The sequence below is a fragment of the Hymenobacter sp. genome, assembly GCF_035709525.1.
Classification (GTDB): Bacteria; Bacteroidota; Bacteroidia; order Cytophagales; family Hymenobacteraceae; genus Hymenobacter.
In genome coordinates this window covers 13,397-38,316 of sequence record NZ_DASTEP010000225.1, presented here as the reverse complement: position 1 = coordinate 38,316, position 24,920 = coordinate 13,397, and the positions used below count along the sequence as shown (strand labels likewise).

The 24,920-nt window shown below is 63.3% G+C and carries 20 protein-coding genes; 15 read left to right on the top strand and 5 right to left on the bottom strand.

Features of this window, described 5'->3' with window-relative positions:
* Positions 1–338: 338 nt before the first annotated feature.
* The gene (locus tag VFO93_RS19890) at positions 339–2,843 is read right to left on the bottom strand and encodes a TonB-dependent receptor (RefSeq protein WP_325136142.1); all 2,505 of its coding nucleotides are present in this window, start codon (positions 2,841–2,843) and stop codon (positions 339–341) included.
* Between the two features lie 433 nt (positions 2,844–3,276).
* Between VFO93_RS19890 and VFO93_RS19885 the strand changes: the two genes are divergently transcribed.
* Positions 3,277–3,501 (top strand): hypothetical protein, encoded by a 225-nt coding sequence (locus VFO93_RS19885; protein ID WP_325136141.1) that lies wholly within the window; start codon positions 3,277–3,279, stop codon positions 3,499–3,501.
* A 119-nt stretch (positions 3,502–3,620) separates the two neighbouring features.
* Here the strand turns inward: VFO93_RS19885 and VFO93_RS19880 are convergent, their stop codons facing one another.
* The 3 genes from VFO93_RS19880 to pnuC form a co-directional block, all read right to left on the bottom strand.
* Positions 3,621–4,508 carry an aldose 1-epimerase family protein gene (locus tag VFO93_RS19880; protein WP_325136140.1) on the bottom strand — a complete coding sequence of 296 codons (888 nt, stop codon included), beginning with the start codon at positions 4,506–4,508 and terminating at the stop codon, positions 3,621–3,623.
* A 132-nt stretch (positions 4,509–4,640) separates the two neighbouring features.
* Positions 4,641–5,156 (bottom strand): ATP-binding protein, encoded by a 516-nt coding sequence (locus tag VFO93_RS19875; protein ID WP_325136139.1) that lies wholly within the window; start codon positions 5,154–5,156, stop codon positions 4,641–4,643.
* Positions 5,157–5,159: 3 nt separating this feature from the next.
* Positions 5,160–5,807: a nicotinamide riboside transporter PnuC gene (gene pnuC, locus VFO93_RS19870; RefSeq protein ID WP_325136138.1), complete on the bottom strand. Its 648-nt coding sequence runs from the start codon at positions 5,805–5,807 to the stop codon at positions 5,160–5,162.
* A 54-nt stretch (positions 5,808–5,861) separates the two neighbouring features.
* Between pnuC and VFO93_RS19865 the strand changes: the two genes are divergently transcribed.
* The 4 genes from VFO93_RS19865 (at position 5,862) to VFO93_RS19850 (ending at position 11,263) form a co-directional block, all read left to right on the top strand.
* The gene (locus tag VFO93_RS19865; protein WP_325136137.1) at positions 5,862–6,185 is read left to right on the top strand and encodes a rhodanese-like domain-containing protein; all 324 of its coding nucleotides are present in this window, start codon (positions 5,862–5,864) and stop codon (positions 6,183–6,185) included.
* A gap of 87 nt (positions 6,186–6,272) precedes the next feature.
* Complete coding sequence (locus VFO93_RS19860; RefSeq protein ID WP_325136136.1) at positions 6,273–7,055, top strand: DUF2071 domain-containing protein; 783 nt, start codon at positions 6,273–6,275, stop codon at positions 7,053–7,055.
* 145 nt (positions 7,056–7,200) lie between these two features.
* The gene (gene hrpB / locus VFO93_RS19855; RefSeq protein WP_325136135.1) at positions 7,201–9,876 is read left to right on the top strand and encodes an ATP-dependent helicase HrpB; all 2,676 of its coding nucleotides are present in this window, start codon (positions 7,201–7,203) and stop codon (positions 9,874–9,876) included.
* Between the two features lie 553 nt (positions 9,877–10,429).
* A complete protein-coding gene (locus VFO93_RS19850; protein ID WP_325136134.1) occupies positions 10,430–11,263 on the top strand; it encodes an oxidoreductase in 834 nt (277 codons plus the stop codon).
* A 217-nt stretch (positions 11,264–11,480) separates the two neighbouring features.
* Here VFO93_RS19850 and VFO93_RS19845 read toward each other — a convergent pair whose 3' ends face one another.
* The gene (locus VFO93_RS19845) at positions 11,481–12,347 is read right to left on the bottom strand and encodes an alpha/beta hydrolase (RefSeq protein WP_325136133.1); all 867 of its coding nucleotides are present in this window, start codon (positions 12,345–12,347) and stop codon (positions 11,481–11,483) included.
* 317 nt (positions 12,348–12,664) lie between these two features.
* Between VFO93_RS19845 and VFO93_RS19840 the strand changes: the two genes are divergently transcribed.
* The 10 genes from VFO93_RS19840 (at position 12,665) to VFO93_RS19795 (ending at position 24,853) form a co-directional block, all read left to right on the top strand.
* On the top strand, positions 12,665–13,516 hold the full coding sequence (locus VFO93_RS19840) for an FRG domain-containing protein (RefSeq protein WP_325136132.1): 852 nt from the start codon (positions 12,665–12,667) through the stop codon (positions 13,514–13,516).
* 177 nt (positions 13,517–13,693) lie between these two features.
* The gene (gene guaB, locus VFO93_RS19835) at positions 13,694–15,172 is read left to right on the top strand and encodes an IMP dehydrogenase (protein WP_325136131.1); all 1,479 of its coding nucleotides are present in this window, start codon (positions 13,694–13,696) and stop codon (positions 15,170–15,172) included.
* Between the two features lie 273 nt (positions 15,173–15,445).
* Entirely contained in the window at positions 15,446–17,548 is a 2,103-nt protein-coding gene (locus VFO93_RS19830; RefSeq protein WP_325136130.1) for a PP2C family protein-serine/threonine phosphatase, read from the top strand.
* Between the two features lie 21 nt (positions 17,549–17,569).
* Positions 17,570–17,899: an STAS domain-containing protein gene (locus VFO93_RS19825; protein ID WP_325136129.1), complete on the top strand. Its 330-nt coding sequence runs from the start codon at positions 17,570–17,572 to the stop codon at positions 17,897–17,899.
* A gap of 93 nt (positions 17,900–17,992) precedes the next feature.
* Positions 17,993–18,412, top strand: a complete 420-nt coding sequence (locus tag VFO93_RS19820) for an ATP-binding protein (RefSeq protein WP_325136128.1) — start codon at positions 17,993–17,995, stop codon at positions 18,410–18,412.
* 209 nt (positions 18,413–18,621) lie between these two features.
* Entirely contained in the window at positions 18,622–20,988 is a 2,367-nt protein-coding gene (locus tag VFO93_RS19815; protein ID WP_325136127.1) for a peptidylprolyl isomerase, read from the top strand.
* 121 nt (positions 20,989–21,109) lie between these two features.
* Positions 21,110–22,504 carry a peptidylprolyl isomerase gene (locus tag VFO93_RS19810; RefSeq protein WP_325136126.1) on the top strand — a complete coding sequence of 465 codons (1,395 nt, stop codon included), beginning with the start codon at positions 21,110–21,112 and terminating at the stop codon, positions 22,502–22,504.
* A gap of 110 nt (positions 22,505–22,614) precedes the next feature.
* Positions 22,615–23,580, top strand: a complete 966-nt coding sequence (locus tag VFO93_RS19805) for a MoxR family ATPase (protein ID WP_325136125.1) — start codon at positions 22,615–22,617, stop codon at positions 23,578–23,580.
* Between the two features lie 112 nt (positions 23,581–23,692).
* Positions 23,693–24,103, top strand: a complete 411-nt coding sequence (locus tag VFO93_RS19800) for a hypothetical protein (protein ID WP_325136124.1) — start codon at positions 23,693–23,695, stop codon at positions 24,101–24,103.
* 165 nt (positions 24,104–24,268) lie between these two features.
* The gene (locus VFO93_RS19795; RefSeq protein ID WP_325136123.1) at positions 24,269–24,853 is read left to right on the top strand and encodes a GNAT family N-acetyltransferase; all 585 of its coding nucleotides are present in this window, start codon (positions 24,269–24,271) and stop codon (positions 24,851–24,853) included.
* The last annotated feature ends 67 nt before the right edge of the window (positions 24,854–24,920 follow it).

Here is a 24,920-nt window from a genome sequence, read left to right as displayed (position 1 = left end):
ATGGTGAGCGGGGGGGGCGGCGCGGGGCGGGCGGCGGCGGGGCCGGCCAGCCCCAACGCAGCCAGCAGTAGCAGGAGAAAACGAAGCATAAAAAGGCAAGCGGCGAGCGCTGTATACGTGAAGATACAGCCCTACCCCGCGCCAGGTTTTAAATGGCAGCCCTGGTGCGATTACCCCACCCCCGGCCCCTCCCCTCTGGGAGAGGGGAGCCTATCATTGAGTTGAGAGTTTTGAGTTCTAAATTTTGAGTTGCCGAACTCTTAACTCAAAACTTAGAACTCAAAACTCATCTGGCTCCCCTCTCCCGGAGGGGAGGGGCCGGGGGTGGGGTGAATCTGCTAAAACCGCAGATTGACCGACGCCAGGAAATTGCGCTTGGCCTGCGGAAAATACCAGTTGAAAGTTTCCGGGTTGCCGCTGGCACCCACGTAGCCGTAGGTGTAGCCATTGGCCGAGTACTCGCGGCTGAGCAGATTATTAACCAGCACGGCCAGCTCGATTTCCTTCATAAACTTGGGGTGCAGGGCGTAGCGCAGGCGCAGGTCGAGCACGCCGTAGCCGGGCAGGCTGCGGTAGTCGTTGGTGGTGTTGTCGAGGTACTGGCGGCCCACAGTTTTGAGCAGCAGCGCCAGGCGCAGGCCGCCCAGGGGCTGGCCTTCGAGGGTGTGGGCCGACACCACGGCGGGCGAGTAGGAAATGTTGGTAGTGCGGCCTTCGGCGGCCACTACGGGGCTATAGTTGGCGTCATACGTCACGGCGCGGTAGTCCAGAATGCGGTTCTGGCTGAGGGTGAGCGTGCTGCTGAGGCTGATTTTCTCACCCGCCGACACGAAGCCCGTGAGCTCGACGCCCCGGCGGTAGCTGCGGGCCACGTTGGCGCGCAGGGCGGTGCCCACGTCGTTGAGCTGGCCGGTGTTCACGAGCTGGTCGCGGTAGCTCATGTAAAAGCCGTTGGCCTCGACGCGCACGGCGGTATTAGCCCCCAGAAAATCGAGGTCGGCGCGGGTGAAGCGGTAGCCGCCCTCCCAGTCGAGCAGGCGCTCGGCCTGGGTGGCGGGGCTGCCGCCGGCGCGGTCGGTGAAGTCAGACCGCACCGGTTCGCGGTGGCCCACCGCAAAGCTGGCGTAGAGCTGCTGCCCGTGCGGCAAGGTCACGGTAGCGCCGGCCTTGGGGTTGAAAAAGGTGTAATCGACGGCCGTACTTACCGGCACCAGCCGGGCACTGCTGCTGATTTGCTCGATGCCCCCGATGGCGTACCGGATGCGCCGTACCTGCGCGTCGGCATAAAAACCCAGCCAGGGCAGCGCCTGGTAGGTGGCGCGGGCGTAGGCGTTGAAGTCGGTTTTGCGGGCCGTGTTGTCGTAGTAGCGCTGGCCCGGAAAGCTGAGGCCCGCGTACTGCGCCCAGATGATTTCGCCGTAGTGGTCGTTGTCGAATTTATTCCAGCCGCCGCCCAGCGAGGCTTGCAGCTTATCGTTGCCCTTGGGCTGGTAGTTGAGGGCGAAGGTGCCGCCGTAGAAGTAGTTATCGAGCCACTTGCGGTCGATGAGGTCGGTGCGCAGGAGCGTAGTATTGCCCACCACCACGTTGGGCAGGCCGTAGTTTTCAAACCGGCGGCGCGTGCGGTAGCTTTCGTAGTAGCCAAAGCCGCGGGTGAGGTGCAGCGCCGCGCCGAGCGTCCAGCTTTCGCCCAGGTTCTGCGAGAGGTGCAGCTGGTAGTGGTTTTGCTGGTAGTTATCGGTTTGGTTGTCGTAAGTGTAGGAGCTGTAGCGGCGGCCTTCGCTGAGGGCGCGGGCGGCCTGCGCGGGCGTCAGCTCCTCGTTGTCCACGAAGGTTTGCAGCAGGGCGCGGTCGCCGGTGAGGGCGGGCTCGGGCACGCCGTTCCAGGCCTGGTAGGTTTTTTCGCGCCCCGAGAAAGTGATGAATTTCAGCAGCGTGTTATTCTTCTGAAAGCCCGCCGCGAAGTAATACGACTTCAAATCGGACGAAGCCCGGTTCATGTAGCCATCGCTGCTGATGCGCGACAAGCGCCCATCAAACGTGAAGTACTTGCCCACCAGCCCGGTGCCGAAGCTCACGTTGTTTTTCCAGGTCTTGAAAGAGCCGTAGCTGTTCTGGGTTTCGGCATAAGCTTCGCGGCGGTTGTCGAGCGTCGAAATGTTGAGGCTGGCCCCGAAGGCGGCGCTGCCGTTCTGGCTGGTGCCCACGCCGCGCTGCACTTGCAGGCTGTTTACGGACGACGCCAAATCGGGCAGATTCACCAGGAAAGAGCCGTGGCTCTCCGGGTCGTTGAGCGGAATGCCGTTGACGGTAGTGTTGATGCCCGTGCCGTCGATGCCCCGGATGCGCAGGTTGGTGTAGCCCACGCCCGCCCCGGCGTCGGACGAGGCCACGGCCGAGGGTGTCTGGTCGAGCAGGTAGGGCAAATCCTGGCCGAAGTTGCGCTTGCCCAGGTCCTGCTTGCTAAGGTTGGTGTAGGCGGTGGCCGTGCGGTCGCTGGCGCGCTGGGCCGTTATCAGGGCTTCGCCCGTGAGCACGCCGCCCGGCTGCAAGCCCATAGATATTTGTTGCTCAGCAGCCTGCCCGCGCACCTGGCGCACCAGTGGCTCGTAACCCAGGAACGTGATGCGCAGCTCGTGCGCCCCGGCCGGCACGGCCGCCAGTTGGAAAGCCCCGGCCGGATTGGTGGTGCCGATGGCCGCGCCATCGAGCAGAATGGTAGCGCCGGGCAGCGCCTCGCCCGTGCGGGCATCGGTGATGGTGCCCACCACGGGGCCTTGCGCCCACGCCGGGGCGGCGGCCAGCGCCAGCAGCGCCAAGCCCGTAATGCGGATAGTTTTCAACAACTAAACTCGAAAAAACAGCACGCGCCCGCGCCCCAGGGGTCAGCGCACAGGCAAAATCGTTCGCGGATTTGGTCGTTCCCGACGCCGGCATTACCCGGTTCCGGTTCAATGGGTGTAATCTCAGCCAGCCGATTTTCTCAGCCAGCACCCCTAAACACACCGCAAAGATACGGCAAGCGCCCGGCGCGGCATTCTGGCCAGAGCAAAGAGGACATTTTGCCGCCTGGCGAGCCGCCCCGGTGGGCACGGGCCAGCTGGCCATATTACCGCCTACTAAACTTGCCGGCTGGGCCTTGGTTTGTTAGGTCATTACTTGGCGGTCAGCTATCTTAGCTGACTGCAAAAGGCCTGCAACGCGCCGCCCTTTTTTCGCGTCTTCCGGGTAGTCCCACCCACTTGGTTTTATTCAGCCAGTTACGTTTCTACCGCTATGCACCAGCTTCTCTGCGCCGTATTTCTGCTGGCTGTTTTCATCTTTTTTCTGGTAGTGCCCAAGCGCCGGGCCGTGCCCCCGCCGCCCCCACCCTCGGGCGGCGACGATGGCGGCGGCGAGCCCTCCGACCCCGGCCTGCCCGACCTCGACCTGCCGCCCGGCATCTCGCGCCCCATCAGCGACTGGGAGCCGGAGTACAACCGGCGGCGCGTGCTGCACTAGCGAGTAATTTTCAGTGTAGCGTAAGCTTTAGCTTGCGAGCGAGCGCAGCGAGCAGCCGCGCCGAACAAACGTTCGCTCACGCCCTGCTCGCTGTGCTCGCTCGCAAGCTAAAGCTTGCGCTACAGCGCCTCAATGGTATAAGCGGTGTGAAACTCCATACTCGGCGGCAGCACAATAATGCCTTCCTTATCGGCCAGCTCGCCGGGTGCGCCCACGGCGCTGGCCACGCCCTGCCACGGCTCGATGCACACGAAGCCCGCCTGCGCGCTCTTGGTCCAGAGGCCGAGGTAGGGAAAGCCCGGAAAGCTCATCCGCACGGCGCGCTCCGAACGGCGCGAGCGCAGGGTGAGGCGCGTGAAATCGTAGTGGCTGAAAACCAGCGCGTCGTCGGCGAATAGCTCGCCGGTCAGCGGCAGCTCGGTGTTGCTATTGGCAAGGGGCACGGGCTGGGTTTCGCCCGTGCGCAGGCCACCTTGCAGCAAGTGGCGCTGAAGCTGCACGGGGTGGTCGAAGGCAAAGTAATAGTCCTCAAACGCCTCGCCCGGCAGCAGCGGGCACCGAAACGCCGGGTGCGCCCCGATGCTGAACAGCAGCTCGTGCGGCGCGGCGGCGGGGTTGCGCACCTTCCAGCCCACGGTGAGGGTAGTGCCGTGAAGTTCATAAATCACGCGCAGCTCAAACTCGAACGGAAACACGGCTTTACTGGCCGGGCTGGCCATAAGCTGAAACACGAGCTGTGTTTTTTCTTCGTGGATGAGCTGAAACTCCTGGTCGCGGGCGAAGCCGTGCTGCGGCAGCTTGTACGCCTTGCCATTGTAGAGATAGCTATCTTCGGGCAGCCGACCCACTATCGGGAATAGCAGCGGCGCGTGGCGGCCCCACTGCGCGGGGTCGGCCTGCCAGAGGTATTCGAGGTCGCCCAGGTCGCGACGCTGCAAGCTGGCGAGTTCGGCCCCGTGCGAGTTGACTTGCACGCGGCACTGGTCGTTTTGGAGGGAGTAGGTCATGTTGTAGGGTAAGCTTTAGCTTGCCAGTATAGGATGTGCGGTAAGCTTCAGCTTGCCATTTTGTGAAAACACTTGCTTTGTTTACGCAAGTATGGCAAGCTAAAGCTTACCCTACAAACGGCAAGCTAAAGCTTACCGCACACGTTCGACCGCCACCAGCGCCTGCGCCAGCCGCTCATTGGGCAGCCCGCTTATTTCCGCAAACTGCCAACCTCTACCCACCAGCTCAGCCCGGTACAGCTCGTAAAAATGCCAGCGCTGGGCCGGGTCAGGGTGTTCGCGCAGCGGGTCGGGTGCCCAGGGCAGGTCGGGCGCGAGCAGCAGCGTGAGGGCATAGCGCGGCTTGGCTAGCTCGGCCAACACCCAGGCCGGGCAGGTGCCAAAGGCATTTTCGGCCCATATTTTAACGACCAGCAAATCGGTATCACAAAACAGCAAGCCCGCAGCCTGAGTAGCCGGTGCATCCTCGGCGGCGAGCTGGCCGCGGGCGATGGCTTCGAGGTCGGGCAGGGCGTAGGCCGGGCCGTGGGCTTCGAGATAGGCGCGGGCGTATTCGGGCACCCAGGCGGTGCCGTAGTGCGCGGCCAGCTGCGCGGCCAGCGACGACTTGCCCGCCGATTCGGGGCCGGTGAGGGAGATGCGCTGCATAGCTTAGGAGGCCAGGGGCGCGGCCGGGCTAGCCTGCTCTTTCAGCCACTGCTGCCGCCATTGCCAGTAGCCGTAGGCGGCCAGCCCCAGGTACAGCGCATACAGCAAGCTGGTCGGGTACAGCTCCTTGACCCACAGCACGGGCACGTAGATAACATCAACTAAGAGCCACAGCCACCAGTTTTCGAGGCGCTTGCGCATCAGTAAGAACTGCGCTACCAGGCTGGTGCCCGTGGTGAAGCTGTCGAGGTACGGAAACGACGAATCGGTGTGGTGGGCCAGGTAGTAGCCAAAGCCCGCCGTGAAGACGGTGATAAACGCCGCCCCTGTGCCCCACTCGGCGGCCGTGGTATGCGTGATGGCCAGCGGCGTCTGGCCCCGGCCGCCGTAGAGCCATTCGTACCAGCCGTAGGCGCTAAGGGCAATGAACATCACCTGCAAGCCGCTGTCGGCGTACAGCGCTTTTTGGTAATAAATGACGATGTACAGCACGCAGCTGATGATGGCAATGGGAAAATTCCAGAGCGACTCGCGGGCCGCCAGCCACACGCAGGCAAAGCCCGTGAGCACGGCTACCCATTCGAGCGGGGTGGTGCCGCGCAGGGCCTGCGCCACCATCGCCTGCACCTCCGAAAACGCAAAAAGCAGCATGAGCAAAAAGCCTGAAAAGCCGCGCAAGGTAGCCCGGCCGGGTACTTTTGCCGGATGCTACCCGACCTAACCCCCGCCGCCCTGCACGCCCGCCTGGCTGCCGGCGAAGACATTCAGCTCGTCGACGTGCGCGAGGAAATGGAATACGCCTACTGCCGCATCGCGGGCAGCGTGCTCATCCCGCTGGGCGAGGTGCCGCGCCGGGCGGCCGAAATTCGGGCCGAGGGGCCGGTGGTGCTCATTTGCCACCACGGCGTGCGCTCGGCGCAGGCGCTGGGCTACTTGCAGCACCGCCTGGGCCGCCAGAATTTGCTTAACTTGAAGGGTGGCATCGATGCCTGGAGCCGCGAGGTCGATGCGTCGGTGCCGGTGTATTAGTTTGGTGCTTAGCGCTTAGTGCTTGGTGCCTAGCTTAGTATCTAGTGCTTATAAATACTCAGATTATCCATTCAGGACCTATGTACTATGCACCAAGCACCAAGCACTAACAACGCCCCCACCCTCGCCGACCGCCTGGCCCAGCGCGAGCGCCCCGCCGGCCACCCGCTGATGCACCAGGACTGGGGCGACCTGCTCTTCATGCACTGGCCGATACCGGCCGAGGTAATCCAGCCGCACCTGCCGCCGCGCCTGCAAGTAGATACCCACGGCGGCACGGCCTGGCTGGGCATCGTGCCGTTTCGGATGTGGAACGTGCGCAGCCGCGTGACGCCGCCCGTGCCCGGCGTGCGCGAGTTTCTGGAGTTGAACGTGCGCACCTACGTGCACCTCGACGGGGTGCCCGGCGTGTGGTTTTTCTCGCTCGATGCTACCAACGCGCTGGCCGTGTGGGCGGCGCGCACGTTTTTCCACCTGCCCTATTTCCGGGCCAGCCTCAGCCTTACCCAACCCACGCCCGAGCAGCTGCGCTACGTGGGCCACCGCGCCCACAACGGCGCACCCGACGCTGAGTTTGCCGCCACCTGGGAGCTGGGCGACCGCCTGCCCCCCGCCGAGCCCGATTCGCTCACCTTTTTTCTCACCGAGCGCTACTGCCTCTACGCGGCCGGCGGGCAGGGGCCGGGCCGCGGCGGCAAGCTCTACCGGGGCCGCATTGCGCACCAGTCGTGGCCGCTGCGGGCGGCGCGGCTGCTCGATTTCAAGTCCGATTTGATTGAGCAGCACGGCCTGCCCACGCCCGAGGGCGCGCCGCTGCTGCACGCTGGCGGCCCGCTGCACGTCGATTTGTGGCCCTTGCAGCGGGTGTGAGTCATTTAACATTTATCAATTAACATTTAACAGCTGCTCAAAAGCGGAGAGCTGAACTAAGGGCGATAACTATTTTTACGACTTTCTGATAATTTAAATTACTCATTAACAATCACAAATCAGGTTGTTAAATGATAATTGTTAAATGTTAAATGACCTAAAGCTGCCCGTAGTAGCGGCCCTGCCCGAGCTGCTGGCCGCCCTCGATGCCTCGCCCCGCGCCGTGCTCGAAGCGCCGCCCGGCGCGGGCAAAACCACCGTGGTGCCGCTGGCCCTACTGGCCGCCACCTGGCGCGAGCCCACCCAAAAAATCCTGGTGCTGGAGCCCCGCCAGCTGGCCGCCCGCGCCGCCGCCGCCCGCCTGGCGCAGCTGCTGGGCGAGCCCGTGGGCCGCACCGTGGGCTACCGCGTGCGCCTCGACAGCAAGGTCTCGAAAGACACGATTATTGAGGTTATTACCGAGGGCATCCTGACGCGCATGATACAGGACGACCCAGCGCTGGAAGACGTGGCCTGCGTGGTATTCGACGAGTTTCACGAGCGTAGCCTGAACGCCGACCTGGGTTTGGCGCTGGCCCTGGATGCCCAGGCCGTGCTACGGCCCGAGCTGCGCATCCTGCTGATGTCGGCCACCTTGGAGGCGCAGCGGCTGGGGCAGTGGCTGCCCGCGCCGGTGGTGTCGTCGGCGGGCTTTTTGTTTCCTATCGAAACCCATTACCTCGACCCGCGCCGCGCCGCCGCCCTGTCCAATAAGCCCAGCGAGCGACTGGCCGAACTGGTGCCCGCGCAGGTGCGCGAGGCGCTAACCCGGCACGACGGCGACGTGCTGGTATTCCTACCCGGCGTAGCCGATTTGCAGCGCGTGGATAGAAAGCTCGGCGACACGCTACCCCCGAATACCGACCTGCACCTGCTACACGGCGAGCTGCCGCTCGAAGCCCAGGACGCCGCCCTGCGCCCCGCCGCGCCCGGCCGCCGCAAAGTCATTCTGGCCACCAGCATCGCCGAAACCAGCCTCACCATTGAGGGCGTGCGGGTGGTAGTAGATGGCGGCTTTGCGCGGGTGCCGCGCTTTATCGCGCGCACCGGCTTCACTACCCTCGAAACCGTGCCCGTGGCCCGCGCCGCCGCCGACCAGCGCCGGGGCCGCGCCGGCCGCCTCGCGCCCGGCACCTGCTACCGCCTCTGGACCGAGGCCGAGCAGCACCAGCTGCCCGCCCACCGCCCGCCCGAAATCCACACTGCCGACCTCAGCGGCTTGGTACTGGAACTGGCGCTGTGGGGAGCGAATGACCCGAGTAGCCTGCGCTGGCTCGACGTGCCGCCCACGGCAGCCGTGGCCCAGGCCCGCGAGCTGCTGGTGCGGCTGGGGGCTTTGGAGTTAAGAGTTAAGAGTGATGAGTTAAGAGTTAAAAAAGCGGCATCAGGCCTGGCAAGCGAAGTAGCTGGTATTAATGGCTATGACCCCTCAACTCTTAATTCTCAACTCTTAACTCTTAACTCAACACCCCACGGCCGCCAGCTCGCCAAACTAGGCTTGCCGCCGCGCCTGGGGCACCTCGTGGTGCGCGGCACCGCGCTGGGCCACGGCCCGGCCGCCGCCGCGCTGGCCGCCCTGCTCGGCGAGCGCGACCTGCTGCGCTGGGCCACGCCCAATGACCCGCGTCCCCTGCCGCCCGACTTGCGCCTGCGCCTCGAAGCCCTGGCCAACGGCCGGCCGCCGCTGCCCGGCCTGGCCCTGCACCACGCCACCTTGCAGCGCGTGCGCGACGTGGCCCGCCACCTGCAAAGCCGCGCGGGTGTAGCCAAAAGCAATTCGCCAACTCACTCCTTCGCTAACTCACCCATCGGCCTGCTCACCGCGCTGGCCTACCCCGACCGGCTGGCCCAGCGCGAAGCCCCCGACCGCCTGCGCCTCGTGACCGGGCAGCGCGTGAGCCTCAAAACCGAGGACGTAGACCCGCAGGCACAGTTTTTTGCGGTGGCCTACCTGGCGGGCACGGCCGCCGCGCCACGCGCTACGCTGGCCGCCCCGCTCGATAAAGAGGAACTGGAAACAGCTTTTGCGGAGCAAATAACGACTACCGAAGAAGTGCGCTACGACTCCGCCGCCGGGCGCGTAGCCGGCCGCCGCGTGCGCCGCCTGGGTGCGCTCCTGCTCTCCGAAAGCCCCATCGGCCAGCCCGACGCGGCATTGGTAGCGCAAGCGCTACTGGGCTACTTGCAAGAGGCGGGCCTGAGCAAGCTAAACTGGACGGACGGCGCGCAGCTGCTGCGCGAGCGACTGGCGTTTCTGCACCAGCTTATCGGCGGCGAGCAGTGGCCGGCTTTTGATGATGAAGCCTTGCTAGCCGACTTGCCCGAGTGGCTGGGGCCGCACCTGGCGGGCCTCAAGAGCCTCGACCAGGTGCAGCGCCTCGACCTCCCGGAGGCGCTGCTGGCGCGGCTGCCGGGCGGCTGGGCGCAGCGCCAAGAGCTCGACCGCCTGGCCCCGGCCACGCTGGAGGTGCCCAGTGGCTCGCACATCACCTTGGATTATAGCGACCCAGCCGCGCCGGTGCTCGCCGTGAAGTTGCAGGAACTCTTTGGCCTCACCGAAACGCCGACGGTGGCGGGCGGGCGCGTGCCGCTGCTGTTGCACCTGCTGTCGCCGGGCGGGCGGCCGGCGCAGGTCACGCGCGATTTGCGCAGCTTCTGGGAAAAAGGCTACTTTGAGGTGCGCAAAGACCTGAAGGGGCGCTACCCCAAGCATCCGTGGCCTGATAAGCCCATGGAGCACGTGCCCACCAAACTCACCAAAAAGCGCCTCGGCGCGTCCTAAAACCCATCATGCTGGTACAACGGGTTCAAAAAAAGGCACAAAAAAAGTTGCGCAGGTATATTCTGCGGTAGCGCGGGCAGGCTGTTTCCTGGCCTCATAGCTGACCCAAGTAGCTGCTCTAATGGGTGGCTTTTTGCGCGCCCCGGCCAAACTTATTGGGCATAAAATTACCCACCCCTAAAAGGGAGTGGGCAATCCAACTTTTCCTTTTCCTGTTTCTAGAACAAGCAGCTCTTGTCCTTTTTAGGGCGCGTGCCGGGCTGTTGAACCTGCACTGCCAAGGGCTTGAACTAATTGTCTGCTGCAAAATTACGCATTCACTATCCTTCGCCACTAATCCGGCCCGCTACTTTTTCGAATAAGTCGCCGGACAGCTCATCTGCCTCGCTAAAAGCTAGCAAACACTGTCCGAGTGGCGGAGGCTTTTGCGGCCTGGCCGGGGGCCGCTGGCGACCCGAAGGCCGGGGCGTAACCCTGCCCTGGCCCGCCCACCAACCTCGGCCGGGGTTATGCGTTAGCACCTGCTCATTTCAGGCAGTAGCTTTTTTTCATTATGGCTAAAAATTGGTTTATCACCGGCGTCAGCACTGGCTTTGGCAAGCACCTGGCCGAGCTGGCCCTTGCCCAGGGCGACAAAGTAGCCGCCACCTTCCGGCAGCAGGCTCAGGCCGACGAGTTCTCGCAGAAAGCGGGCGAAAACGGCCGCGGCCTAGTGGCCGACGTAGCCGACGAAGCGGCCGTGCAGCGCGCCGTGGCCGCCGCCATCGAGGCGCTGGGCTCTATCGATGTGGTGGTGAACAACGCGGGCTACGGCTCAATGGGGCCCATCGAAGAGGTGAGCGACGCCGAGGTGCAGCGGCAGTTCGACATCAACGTGTTTGGGCCGCTGCGGGTGCTGCGGGCGGTGCTGCCGCACCTGCGCGAGCGCCGGAGCGGCCACATCCTCAACATCACGAGCATCGGCGGGCTGCGGGCGTTTCCGGGCGTCGGCATCTACAACGGCTCGAAGTTCGCGCTCGAAGGCATCGGCGAAAGCCTGGCCCTGCAAGTAGCCCCGCTGGGCATCCGCGTCACCAACGTGGAGCCCAGCGGCTTCCGCACCGACTGGGCGGGGCGCTCGGCCACGTTTACGGAGCCGGCCATTGAGGACTACCGCCCCACGGCGGGCAAGAACATGGCCGACATTCAGGGCTACAGCGGGCAGCAGCCCGGCGACCCCGAGCGCGCCGCGCAGGCCATGTTTGACCTGGTGCGCATGGAAAACCCGCCGCTGCACTTGCCGCTAGGCAAAGCTGCCGTGAAGGGCGCGCTCGACAAGTTTGCCAGCATTACCAAGGAAGTGGAGCAGTACGCCCACATCGGCAACGGGGCCGACTTCCCGAGCTAGCCGCCCACCGGTTCTTGCAAGCCACCTTGTAAGCCAGCCGCAAAGCGGCGGCATGTTGGTAGCCGAAATATCCGGCCAAATAAATTTGAGTTGCAAAGCGGCGGCACCCTGGCAACTGGTGTCGCCGCTTTGCGGCTCGGTTCTTTCAAAATAGCAATGCCGCTACCAACATGACGCCGCTTTGCGGCTGCCCGCAGCATAGGCTTGGCTAAGGCGCTTAACTTATAAAACTTTGGATAGCGGCCAGCGTTTCGAGCGGGGCGCTAAGATGCGGGCAGTGGCCGGTGGTGCGCAGCGTGACCAGCCGGGCCTGGGGCAGGTGGGCAAGCAGGTAGTGCCCTACTTCGGCGGGAGCCACCACGTCTTCGCGGCACAGCACTACCAGCGTGGGCAGGTGCAGCCGGGGCACGTCGGGCCGGTTGTCGGAGAAAAAAGTAACCCGCGCAAACTGCTGGGCAATAGCCGCATCGGCCTGCCCAAAGTGCTGGCCCAGCTCCTCGCTCAGTACGGGCGAGTTGGCATCGCCCATGATGAGGTCGGCAAACTGGTAGGCCCAGCGGTGGTAGTCGGCCTGCATAGATTCAAGCACCTGTTGCAGGTTTTCGCGCTCGAAGCCGCCGTAGTAGCCGGGCTCGTTGACGTAGCACGGCGAGGGCGTGAGCAGCACTACCCGGCCAAAATACCGCGGGGCGGCGCTGGCGGCCAGCAGCGCGATAATGGCCCCCACCGAGTGCCCGATGAGCACCGCCTCGCGCAGTTCCAGGGCTGCGCATATCTCGATGAGGTCGTGGGCGTAGCCTTGCAGGCTGTCGTATTTCTGCGGGTCATACGCCTGGCGGTTTGACTCGCCCGAGCCCACGTGGTCGAAGAGCACTACCCGGTGCTGCGCGGCCAGCGCGGGCGCCAGGTGGTGCCACAGGCGCTGGTTGTAGCCAAAGCCATTGCACAGCACCAGCGTGCGCGGGCCCTGCCCCATGAGGCGGACGTTGTTGCGGCGCAGGATGTCGCTTTTGCTCAAAAACGGACCGGACGGGCTCGCGCCCGCCGCGCCGGGCCCCGCCGCCGCATAATCAGAAGTACCCATTTTTAATAATTTGATAACTGGACTTAACGATAAGCTAAATTTACGTAACCAAAATAAATACCGATGTCCTCCGCCTGCGGCATGCAACGCTGCTAATCTGGTAGTTTACCCACTCGAAATGCGGGTATGTACGGACTACGTGCGGGATACCGGCAGGTGGCGTGGGCAGCTTGACCTTTTCGGCGCTTTATGTACTGGCATACAGGTCTATATAAGGCACACGCGCCGATAGGTCAGCGGCCGGCCACCGCCCCAGACGCTGGCGCAGACCGTGAGCACGCGAGCACCCCCGGCCAGCCCCGGCCCGTATTGGCCGCATGGCCCCGCCCCTCTCCTACCCCGACAATGATTTTGAAGCCCAGAGCTGGCAGCATTTGCAAGACCTGGTTTTTCGTGAAACCTGGGACGCGCGCCTCGGCCGCTACCGCTCGCCGTTTGTGTACCGGGGCATGCGCAGCTTTGGCTACACGCTGAGCACCAGCTTGCAGCGCCTGGGCGGCAACTACCACGAGCTGGAGCACCACCTGCTGCGCAACTTCCGCAAGTACGCCCGCGACACGACCACGCCGCCCAGCGCTACCGTGTGGGACTGGCTGGCGCTGGCCCAGCACCACGGCCTGCCCACCCGCCTGCTCGACTGGACGTACTCGCCCTACGTGGCTTTGCACTTTGCCACCGACGACCTGCACGCCTACCACCAAGACGGCATCATTTGGGCCTTGAACTACGTGAAGGCCGCCGAGCAGCTGCCGCCCGCCTTGCAGGGCGTGCTGGCTCGCGAAGGCTCCAATGTGTTCACTACCGAGCTGCTGGCCCCGGCCGCGCCCTCGCTGCTGGCGCTGCAAGAGCTTCAGCAAGAACCGTTCGTGCTGTTTCTGGAGCCGCCTTCGCTCGATGCGCGCATCGTGCACCAGTACGCCCTGTTTTCGCTGATGAGCACGCCCGAGGCGGTGCTGCACCACTGGCTGGCGGCGCACCCCGAACTGTTTTTTCGCATTCGCATCCCGGCCAGCCTCAAGTGGGAAGTGCGCGACAAGCTCGACCAAGCCAACATCACCGAGCGCGTGCTGATGCCCGGCCTCGGCGGCCTCAGCCGCTGGCTGCACCGGCACTACTCCTCGGCCCAGGGCCGGCCCGCAGCGGGCGAGGGCGCCGAAACGCCGGGCTGATGGGCGGGTTTCTGGTCGCTGCTTAATGCCCGTCATGCTTCGGCTCCGCTCCGCATGACGGGCATCAGTCAGAAATCCCAGGCACGGCCCTAAACTTAACAAGCGAGCGGTGCCAATCGACCCCGCGCGCCGTATATTTGTCCGGCAATACGGTTTTCTGCTAAACCCCCTGTTGCTATGGCCGACCCCGCCAACCCCAAAATCGCCTTCGAGGCCCTGACCTACGACGACGTACTGCTGCTGCCCGCCTACTCGGAAGTGCTTCCGCGCGACGTAGACCCCGGCACCCAGCTCACCCCCCGCATCCGGCTGCATTTGCCCCTCATTTCGGCCGCGATGGACACCGTGACCGAGGCCAGCATGGCCGTGGCGCTGGCCCAGGAAGGCGGCCTTGGCATCATCCATAAGAACATGAGCGTGAAGGCCCAGGCCGACCAGGTGCGCCGCGTCAAGCGCTCCGAGTCGGCGGTTATCCTCGACCCCTTCACCCTGCCGCCCACCGCTACCCTGGCCGAAGCCCAGCAGCTGATGCGCAAGCACAAAATCGGCGGCATTCCGATAGTGGAAGCCGACGGCCGCCTGGTAGGCCTGCTCACGAGCCGCGACCTGCGCTTCGAGCGCGACTTCACGCCGCTCGTGACCAGCGTGATGGCCCCGCTTGAGCGCCTCGTGACCGCCCCCGCCGGCACCGACCGCCAGGTAGCCGAGGAAATGCTGCAAGACCGCAAAGTGGACAAGCTGCCGCTGGTCGACGCCGAAGGCCGCCTCACCGGCCTGATGACGTATAAGGACATTCGCAAGCGCCGCCGCGCGCCCTACGCCAGCAAAGACGAGCAGGGCCGCCTGCTGGCCGGGGCCGCCGTGGGCGTAACCGCCGACCTGACCCAGCGCGTGGCCGCCCTCGTGGAAGCCGGCGTCGACCTCATCAGCATCGACACTGCCCACGGCCATAGCAAGGGCGTGCTCGACGCCGTGCGCCTCATCAAGCAGCAGTACCCCACCCTCGACGTGATGGCCGGTAACGTGGCTACCGCCGCCGGCGCCCGCGCCCTGGCCGAGGCCGGGGCCGACGTGGTGAAGGTGGGCGTGGGCCCGGGCTCCATCTGCACCACCCGCATCATCGCGGGCATCGGCGTGCCGCAATTGTCGGCCGTGCTGGAGGCCGCCAAGGGCGTGGCCGGCACCAACGCCACGGTAGTAGCCGATGGCGGTATCAAGTTCTCGGGCGATATCGTGAAGGCGCTGGCCGGCGGCGCGGCCGCCGTGATGGTGGGCTCGCTGCTGGCGGGCACCGATGAGTCGCCGGGCGAGCTTATCATCTACGAAGGCCGCAAATACAAAAACTACCGCGGCATGGGCTCGGTCGAGGCCATGGAAGACGGCTCGAAGGACCGCTACTTCCAGGATGCCGAGGACGACGTGAAGAAGCTCGTGCCCGAGGGCATCGTGGGCCGCGTACCGTTTAAAGGCCCGGTGAGCGAGGTGCTGTACCAGATGGCGGGCGGCCTGCGCGCCGGCATGGGCTACGTGGGCGCCGCCGACCTGGCGGCGCTGCAAGCCGCGCAGTTTGTGCGCATCACGGGCGCTGGCCTACGCGAAAGCCACCCGCACGACGTGCAGATTACTCGCGAAGCGCCCAACTATTCGAGCCGCTAAGCACGGGCTACGCTAGCAAAAGCGTTGGCGCTGGCCAGCGTAGCGCCGCAATCACCTCCCACGCGGGTACGATTGCGGCGCTACACTGGCCAGCGCCAACGCTTTTCTGGTTGTTTATCAGCTAGCGCAACCAATGTGTAAGCTCCAGCTTTGGCGGCCCAGGCAGGCAGCCACGCGGCTTTATGGGGCGTGCCGAGTTATTTTTGCGTTTCCAACGGCCCAGTGGAAGGAAGCAGGAATTTTGCGCCGACGGGGTTTACTTTACCTTGCCTTATGCCCAAAATTCGCCTTTCTGCTTGGTTTTTAGTTGCAGCCGGCGCGTGCTGGCTAGTGCTATTGCTAAGCACCCTGAGCCAGGGACAGCCCCTGCCGGGCCTGCCGGCCAACTGGCCGCGCTGGCTGCTGCTGCTGGCCCAGGGCGGCTTCGCGGCCTTCGTCTTCATTTATGCCCGGGTGCAGCCCGAGCCGCTGGCCGGCCAGAATTTTATCGGTTTGTTGCGGCGGCTTTTCTTGCGCGGCCTGGGGCTCACGGCCGGGCTGGGTGTGCTAGTAAGCATCGAGCAGCTGGCCAGCCACCACACGCTGCCGCTGCCGGGCGACACCACGCGGGCGGTGGTGTACACGGTGGCGCTGGCGCTGTTTATGATTATGCTGGCCCAAACGCTGTACACCTGGCGCTCGCTGGTCAATTTCCGGGGCGGGTCGAAGCTGCGCCGCGAGTGGACGGTATTCGAGATACTGCTGGGCCTAGTGCTGCTGCTTCAGCTCTTTACCTGGAAAATACCCGACGGCGTGCGCCTGGGCTGCGGCATTGCGCTGGGGCTGTTTGGCATCTACCTCAGCGGCCACCAGCGCTGGATAGCCTACCTGTCGCTGAAAGAGAAATGGCAGGCCATTCTGATTCAACTCGGTATTCTGGGCTTCACGGTTTGCTTTCTGCTGTACTTGCGCGGCGCGCAGGCCGACCCCGTATTGCTGGTTCCGGCCACGCAGTCGTCATTCTTGGCTTTTAACTCCTTCTTTGCGACCTTCTACGCGCTGGCGGGCTTGCTGATTACCCTCTTCAACCTGCCCGTGGCCAAGGTATTTGAGGAGCGGCGAGCCGAAATAATGAGCTTGCAGCAGCTCAGCCAGATTATCCAGCGCGGGCAGTCGGCCCCCGAGATTTACCAGATACTTTTCAGCTCGGCCATCCAAACCGGCAAGGCCGATGCCGCTGCCCTGCTGCCCGCTACCAGCGGCGAAGGCCGCACTATGCTGGCGGCCCCCCTACAGCACCAGCTTTCGCTTGCCGAGCTGGCTACCCTCGGCACGCTCCTGATGCCGCCCGGCACCAGCCGCGCGCCCGAGGTACTGGAGGGCGACCTGCGTCGCAGCTCGCAGTACGGCCCCGCCCTGCCCGAATACAGCTCACTGGTAGTGCTGCCAATGCACAACAAGCTGCACGACTACGGCACGTTGGTATTGCTGAGCAAGGAGCCGTATAATTTTGATTCCGAAGTACTAAGCATTCTGCACGCTTTCACGGCCCAGACGGTGCTGAGCTTCGAAAACCTCCAGCTGGCCCAGGAAGCGCTCGTCAACCAGCGCACGCAGGACGAGCTGCGCATCGCGGCGCTGGTGCAGGAGCGCCTCATTCCGCGCCAGCTACCCACCGACGACTGGTTTGAGGTAGCAACTTACGCCCAGGCGGCTAAGGAAGTGGGCGGCGACTTCTACGATTTTTTGCACCTACCGGGCCAGAAGCTGGCCGTGCTCATCGGCGACGTGTCGGGCAAGGGCGTCACGGCGGCCTTCCACACCGCCCAGATGAAGGGCATCTTCCACGCCCTGATGCAGGCCAACCCGCTGGCCAAGAAGGAGCGCGAGCGCTACCCCGACCCGCACCGCTTTATGGTGCAGGCCAACGAGGCCCTCACGCACTGCCTCGAGCGCTCGTCGTTTATTACGGCGGCTTTTTATCTGATTGACTACCAGGCTGGCGGCTTTAGCTTTGCCCGCGCCGGGCACTGCCACACGCTCTACTACCATTCCATTCAGGAGGAGGTCAGCTACTTCCGCACCGAGGGGCTGGGGCTGGGCATCATTCGCAATGCGGGCTACGAGAAGCACGTAAAAACCCAGTTTTGGGACTACAACCCCGGCGACGTGATGGTGATTTATACCGACGGCATCGTGGAGGCCCGCGACGGCGACGGCAACGAGTACGGCGAGGACCGCCTGCGCGAGATGCTGGAGCGCTGCTTTTACCAAACGGCCGAGGAAATCAACGCGGAACTGCGCCACGATGTGCAGGAGTTCAGCCGGGGCCAGCCGCTGCACGACGACCAGACGCTGCTGGTCATCAAATTCAAAGCGGCCCAACCCCACGCCTAGCCCTACGTATGGGCCCCTACCATGAAAGTAACTACGCACCCCACTGCCGATACGCTCACGCTCGTGCTCGACGGCGAGCTCGACGCCTCCTCCGCCGTTGTGCTCGATGCCGAGCTCAACAAGCCGGAAATTACCAATTACCGCAAGATACTTATTGACTGCCAACGCCTGAGCTACATTTCGTCGGCGGGCCTGGGCGTCTTTATCTCGCACCTGCAACGCCTGCAAGACTCCGACGTGAAACTGGTGTTCTTCAACATGCAGGAGAAGGTGTTCAACGTATTTGAGATTCTGGGTCTTGATTCGCTCATGAACATTGTACCTACCCAGGCCGAAGCCCAAGCCGCGTAATTCAGTTATGAGTTTTGAGTTATGAGTTTTGAGTCTTCAAATTGAAGCCTCCCGCAACTCAAAACTCAAAACTCATAATTCATAACTCTCCCCATGACCAGTCATCTCCGCATTCAGTGTTCGCGCCAGAACCTCCAGCAGGTGCGCGACTTCGTGCGCGAGTTTTTGGTGGCGGGCCACGGCAGCGAGGTAACCGTAAACCAGGTGGTTTTGGCAGTGGATGAGGTAGTTGCCAACTTCATTATCCACGCCAACGGCGAAGACGCCAGCCAGTTCCTGGATTTGCAGCTGGCGCTGGTAGAGCAGCGCCTCGACGTGGAAATCGAAGACTACGGCACCACCATTTTCGCCCCCAGCACGGTAGCGCCCAACCCCGATTTGCGCGAGTACATCCGGCAGGGGCGCAAGGGCGGCATGGGCATGGCGCTGGTATCGCGCATCATGGACCAGGTCGAGTTTTTCGAGCGTAATGCCCACACCGTTTGCCACCTGAGCAAAACGCTGAGTAAGTAGGCTGTTAGGCGAGCAGAATCGCGGCAAACGGCCCGCGCGGCAACGGTAGCAGGCGCTGCCCTTGCTGCGCGGGCCGCCTTGCTTTTGGCGGTGGCTCCGGCGATTGTCCTACACGCGCTTTTTTCTTCGTAAAATTGCACCAGCATTGTGCCCAATGCGTTGAGGGCTGTCTTTTGACGCAGTTGGGCTGATTCCGCTCGTTTTTTTCTATGCAACTACGCTTTCCGCTGGCTGGCGCTGCCGCCGCCACGCTGCTGCAGCTAGCCGCCTGCCAAACCAGCAAACCCACGGCCACCGCTACCACGCCGCCCGCCAGTTCGGCCGCCCCTGCCACTGGCGGCCCGGCCATCGAAACGCTGGGCGCGGTGCCGGTGCCCGCCAGCGAGTTTGCCTACGTGTACCGGAAAAACAACAGCACAGCCCCCGACTATGGCACCCGCCAGAGCGTGCAGGACTACCTCACGCTCTACACCAACTTCCGCCTCAAAGTACTTGACGCTGAGAAGCAGGGCCTCGACACCACCCGCGCCTTCACCCGCGAGCTCGATGGCTACCGCCAGCAGCTGGCCCAGCCCTATCTCACCGAGAAGGGCGTAACCGACCAGCTGGTGCGCGAGGCCTACGGCCGCATGAGCCAGGAAGTCAACGCCTCGCACATCCTCATTCGCGTGGCAGCCGATGCCAGCCCAGCCGACACCCTGGCTGCCTACCAGAAGGTAGTGGCTTTGCGCCAGCGCGTGAGCGGCGGCGAAGACTTCACTACCCTGGCCCGTACTACCAGCGAAGACCCTTCGGCCAAGGAAAATGGCGGTAAGCTCGGCTATTTCACAGCCATGCAAATGGTGTATCCGTTTGAGAACGCGGCCTACGCCACGCCCGTGGGGCAGGTGAGCCAGCCCATCCGCACGCGCTTTGGCTACCACATTATCAAGGTGAACGACCGCCGCCCGGCGCAGGGCGAAATCAAAGTAGCCCACCTGATGGTGCGCGTGACGCCGCAGGCCCCCAAAGCCGACTCGGCCACCGCCCACAAAAAGATAAACGAGCTCTACGGCCGCCTGCGCAAGGGCGAGGACTGGAACAAGCTCGTGGCCCAGTTTTCGGAAGACCCCGGCTCGGCCCCCAACGGCGGCGAGCTGCCGCCCTTCGGCACCGGCCGCATGATTCCGTCGTTTGAGGAAACGGCCTTCAAGCTGCAAAAGCCCGGCGACATCGCCCCGCCCGTGCAAACGCCCTACGGCTGGCACGTTATCAAACTCATTGAAAAGCAGCCCGTGCCGGAGTTTTCGGCGATGGAGGCGACGCTGAAAAGTAAGGTCGCCAAAGACTCGCGCTCGGAGCTGAACCGCACGGCCTTCCTCAAGCGCATCCGGCAGGAAGACCAGTTCGTGGAGATTCCGGCCTCGAAAGTGCTGGCCTTCGCCCAGGCCGACACGGCGCTGGTGAAGGGCCGCTATAAGTTCAATGCTACCGCCATGACGGCCAGCGGCAAAGGCGCGAAAACCCCGGCGAAAGCGGGCGGCGACAAGCTGCCGCTGTTCACCATCAAGGGCAAGCCCTACTCGGTGGGCGACTTCCTGACCTTCGCGCAGCAAAACCAGCGCCCGCGCCCCACGGCCGAGCCGGCCTTTGCCATGCAGCAGCTCTACGACCAGTACGTAGACCAAAGCCTGACCGAATTTGAGCGCAACAGCCTCGATACCAAATACGAGGACTACCGCATGCTGGTGAAGGAGTACCGCGATGGCATTTTGCTATTTCAGCTCATGGACCAGAAGGTGTGGACCAAAGCCATCGAGGACACGGCTGGCCTGAAGAAATTCTTCCAAGCCAACCAAGCCAACTACCAGTTTGGGCAGCGGGCGCGGGGCACGGTTATTTCGGCCGCCACGCCGCAGTTGCTGGCGCGCGCCCAGCGCGAGTTGGCCACCGGCCGCTACCCGGTGGCGGGCAAGCCCGGCGCGGTGCTGGTGCATTTCAAGCCCGGTACGGCCACGCTGGCCGGGGCCAATGGCTCGGCTAACCTCGACGACTTGGCCAAGCGCCTGAACGGCGACACGACCCTGACCGCCACGGTAGCCGGCCACATCCGGCGCGGCGAAAGCCCGGCGCTGGCCCGCCAGCGCGCCTCGGCGGCCATCAACTACCTGGTGAAGAATGGTAAAGTGCCGCGCCGCATCCTGACCGTGGCCTCGGTCCCGGCCGTGTCAGCCGACGGCGACACGCGTTTCACGCTGTACACCACCGCTACCAGCGCCCTCGAAGCCAGCCTGAATGCGCAAAACCCGCTGGCCGTGCAGGTGCAGCAGCGCACCTTCCAGAAGGGCGACAACAAGGTGATGGACGACTACCTCACCCGCCCGGCCGGCACCTACACCACCCAGCGCGATGGCCGCTACTACGCCGTGGTAGTAAACCAGACGCTGGCCCCCGGCCCCAAGGCCCTGAGCGACGCCCGCGGCCAAGCCACCAGCGACTACCAAACCTACCTGGAAAAGCAGTGGATAGAGCAGCTGCGCCAGCAGTACCCGGTAAAAGTCAACGAACCTGAGGTAAACAAGCTGATTACCAAGTAGCCCTACTGGCTACCTAGCCGCGCGGGCTGGTTTTCAGCGCGCGGCGGATTTTTCTTATTGCGCTCGCGCGTTATGGCCGCACCGGCGGCAACCTTTTGCCCTTCCGGCGGCTCTATACTTTATGCAATTACTTTTTAAGCGTCTGCCGGCGCTCGCTCTGCTGGCCTTCTCTTCGCTGCTGGCGTCTTCGCAAGTTGCTCATGCGCAGCTGGGTATCAGCCGACCGCGCGGGCAGGAACTAGTCGATGGCATCGCCGTGAAGGTCGACAACCAGATTGTGCTGCGCTCGGACATCGACAACATCATGGCCCAGGAAATGGCCCGCGCCCAGGGCAAGCCCCTGCCGCCCGACTTGCGCTGCAAAATCCTGCAAAGCCTAGTGCTGAACCGCCTCATGCTGGCCCGCGCCGAGGTCGACTCCGTCACCGTGACTGATGCGCGGGTAGATGGCGAGCTGAACCGTCGCATGGCCTATTTCGTGCAGCAGGTGGGCTCGGAAAAGAAGCTGGAGGAGATGTATAACAAGTCGCTCCGGGCGCTCAAAGACGACCTGCGCCAGCAGGTGCGCGACCAGCTGGTGCAGCAGGAAATGCAGGACAAGATAGCCGGCAAAGTAACCGTGACGCCCCGCGAGGTAAAGGAATATTTCGAAAAAGTACCGAAGGACAGCATTCCTTATTTCTCGACTGAAGTAGAAGTAGGCCAGATAGTTATCCCGGCCCAGGTGAACGACGCCGCCAAGCAGGCGACCCTGGCCAAGCTCAACGAGCTGCGCGCCCGCATCCTGGCCGGCGAGAAGTTTGAAACCCTTGCCAAGGAGTTTTCGCAAGACCCCGGCTCGGCCGTGGAAGGCGGCTACCTGGGCTTCTTCAAGCGTGGCGAGTTGGTGCCGCCCTACGAGGCGGCGGCCCGCAAGCTGGAGCCCGGCCAGTTGTCGCCGGTAGTGGAGTCGCAGTTTGGTTTTCACCTCATCCAACTCATTGAGCGCAAAGGCGAATCGTACTCGACCCGCCACATCCTGCTGAAGCCCGAAACCGGCACTACCGATGTGAGCGCCTCGGCTACCAAGCTGGCCCGCATCCGCCGCCAGATTCTAAGCGACAGCATCTCCTTTGCCAAAGCCGCTAAGGATTTCAGCGAAGACAAGGTAACGGCGGCCAACGGTGGCCTGCTGGCCAACCGCCAGGACGGCGGCTCGCGCCTGCCGCTCGACCGGCTTGACCCGGCCATCTTCTTCACCATCGACACGATGAAGGTGGGCCACATCACGCCGCCCATGCCCTACCGCACCGACGACGGCAAGGATGCCATGCGGATTCTCTACCTCAAGTCGAACACGCCGCCCCACCAGGCCAACCTGACCGACGACTACCAGAAGATTTCGCAGGCCGCGCTGGCCCAGAAGAAAAACCGGGCGTTGGATGAGTGGTACGAGCAAAACCGCAATACCGTATTCCTGGAAGTAGCGCCGGAGTACGAGTCGTGCAAGGTGCTGACTGCTAACGCAGAAAACTAGTTTGTGTCAGGCTGAGCTGGCGAAGCATCTTGCGTGGTCAGGCAACTACACCACGCAAGAGGCCTCGCCAGTTTAGCCTGACATTTTTTTATTAGCGTAAGTATATCCTAATGGCTCAATTTCAAAACGATAAAGAAGCGGCTGACTCTCTGACCCGCGCCTACCAGCAGTTGCGACAGGAAATCGGCAAGGTGATAGTGGGCCAGGAAGAGGTAGTGCGGCTGGTGCTCACGGCCGTGTTTGCGCAGGGCCACTGCCTGCTGGTGGGCGTGCCGGGCTTGGCCAAAACGCTGCTCATCCAGACTATCGCCGACTCGCTCGACCTCTCGTTCAACCGCATCCAGTTCACGCCCGACCTGATGCCGTCGGACATCGTAGGCTCGGAGACGCTGACGCAGCAACGTGATTTTCAGTTTGTAAAGGGCCCGATATTCTCCAATATCATCTTGGCCGACGAAATCAACCGCACGCCGCCCAAAACCCAGGCTGCCCTGCTCGAAAGTATGCAGGAATATGCCGTGACCGTGGCCGGGCAGCGCTACTCGCTGGCGCGCCCGTTCTTCGTGCTGGCCACCCAAAACCCGATTGAGCAGGAAGGCACCTACCCGCTGCCCGAGGCGCAGCTCGACCGCTTCATGTTCAACATTGAGCTGGGCTACCCGAGCTACCAGGAAGAGTTGAACATCGTGAAGAACACTACTTCCGACCGCAAGCCGACCGTGAGTAAGGTGCTGCATTCCGATGACATTCAGGCCTACCAGGCGCTGGTACGCCGCGTGCCGGTGGCCGACAACGTGGTAGAATACGCCGTGGGCCTCGTGCATAAAACCCGCCCGCAGGGCGAGCGCGCCGCCCCCCGCGCCAAGCAGCTGCTCGAATGGGGCGCCGGCCCCCGCGCCAGCCAGTACCTGATAGTAGCCGCCAAGTGCAACGCCCTGCTCACCGGCAAGTACTCGCCCGACATCGAAGACGTGCGCGCCGTAGCTTTGCCCATCCTGCGCCACCGCCTGGTGCGCAATTTCAAGGCCGAAGCCGAAGGCATCAGCTTGGAGCAGATTATTAAAGAACTACTCTAGTCATTTAACATTTATCATTTAACAATTAACAGGCTCTTTCTGCGATGCTTGCACTTGTTATTTGATTTGCTGAAAAGCTGTTAAATGATAAATGTTAATTGTTAAATGACAAATGGAAGCCCAAGCTTACTACCAACAATTTGAGCGCAACGTGCGCATTATCCTCGATGCCCTGGCCGCCGGCCTCGACCTGCGCACTACCTCGCTCGAAACCAGCCTGCCGCTCGAAGTGTACGTGCTGTGCGAGGTACTGAACCAGGGCGCGGGCGAGCACTTCACGCTGTCGGCCACAGGCGTGGCGCGGCTGGCCGAGTTTCAGCAGCAGTTTATGCGCCACGAAGACCAGACGCTCGCCGCCATGCAGCGCGTGCTGGCCGACAAGCACGCCGTGATGCGGACGCCCGAGGGCCGCGTTTTCACCAAGGAAATGCTGATTCGCCGGTTAGAATTCTTCAACGAGGCGGCCCGGCAGGTGAACGTGATGCGGACGCAGCAGGCGCTCGGCAGCCCCCGCCAATACTAGACCGCAGATTCAAACGGATTTGTCGGATTTAACGGATACGCCTGCTGCGCAGGCTGGCTATTCGGGAGTTAGAAATTAGAAAGGCCACCTGAGTAGGTGGCCTTTTGTTTGGGCTGCGACGCGTTAGTTTCGTTGGGTTTGGTAGTAAAGCGCTTTTAATCAGCTATGTTTTCCGCAAGCTTCGCTACCGACTTACCGCGCTCAGTACTCGAAACGGCGCGCCTGCGGCTGCGGCCTTACGAGGTAGGCGACGCGGCGGCGTTTTTTGCGGTGCTCGACCAAAGCCGGGCGCGTTTACAGCTGTCTTTTCCCGACCGGCTGCGGGCCGTGCCGACGCTGGCGGCGGCTACGGGGCAGTTGGCGCTTTTCGCGCAGGACTGGCGCACGGGCCGCTTCTACGTGTTCGGCATCTGGCACCGCGAAAGTGGCGCTTATCTGGGCGACATCTGCATTATGCCGCAGCGCGGCGAGCAAGCCGAAATCGGCTACTACCTGGCCGAATCGGCCGAGGGCCAGGGTTACGCCCGCGAGGCGCTCGGGGCCATCGTAGAGTTCGGCTTCGAGCAAATGAGAGCCGGCCGCCTGCTCATCCGCTGCTTTGCTGACAACGAGCGGGCGCAGCAAGTAGCGCTGGCGCACGGCTTTCAGCTTCTCACCAAAGAAGCGCCCGAGCGCCCCTGGTTCCGCTTCAGCTTCTGGGACAGCGAGCCCCCTAAGCCCGCCATCCTGCACTTCACACGCACCCGCTAGCCCAATTGAGCAGCTAGCCAGCCCGCGCAGCGGGAGTATCCGTTAAATCCGACAAATCCGTTTGAAT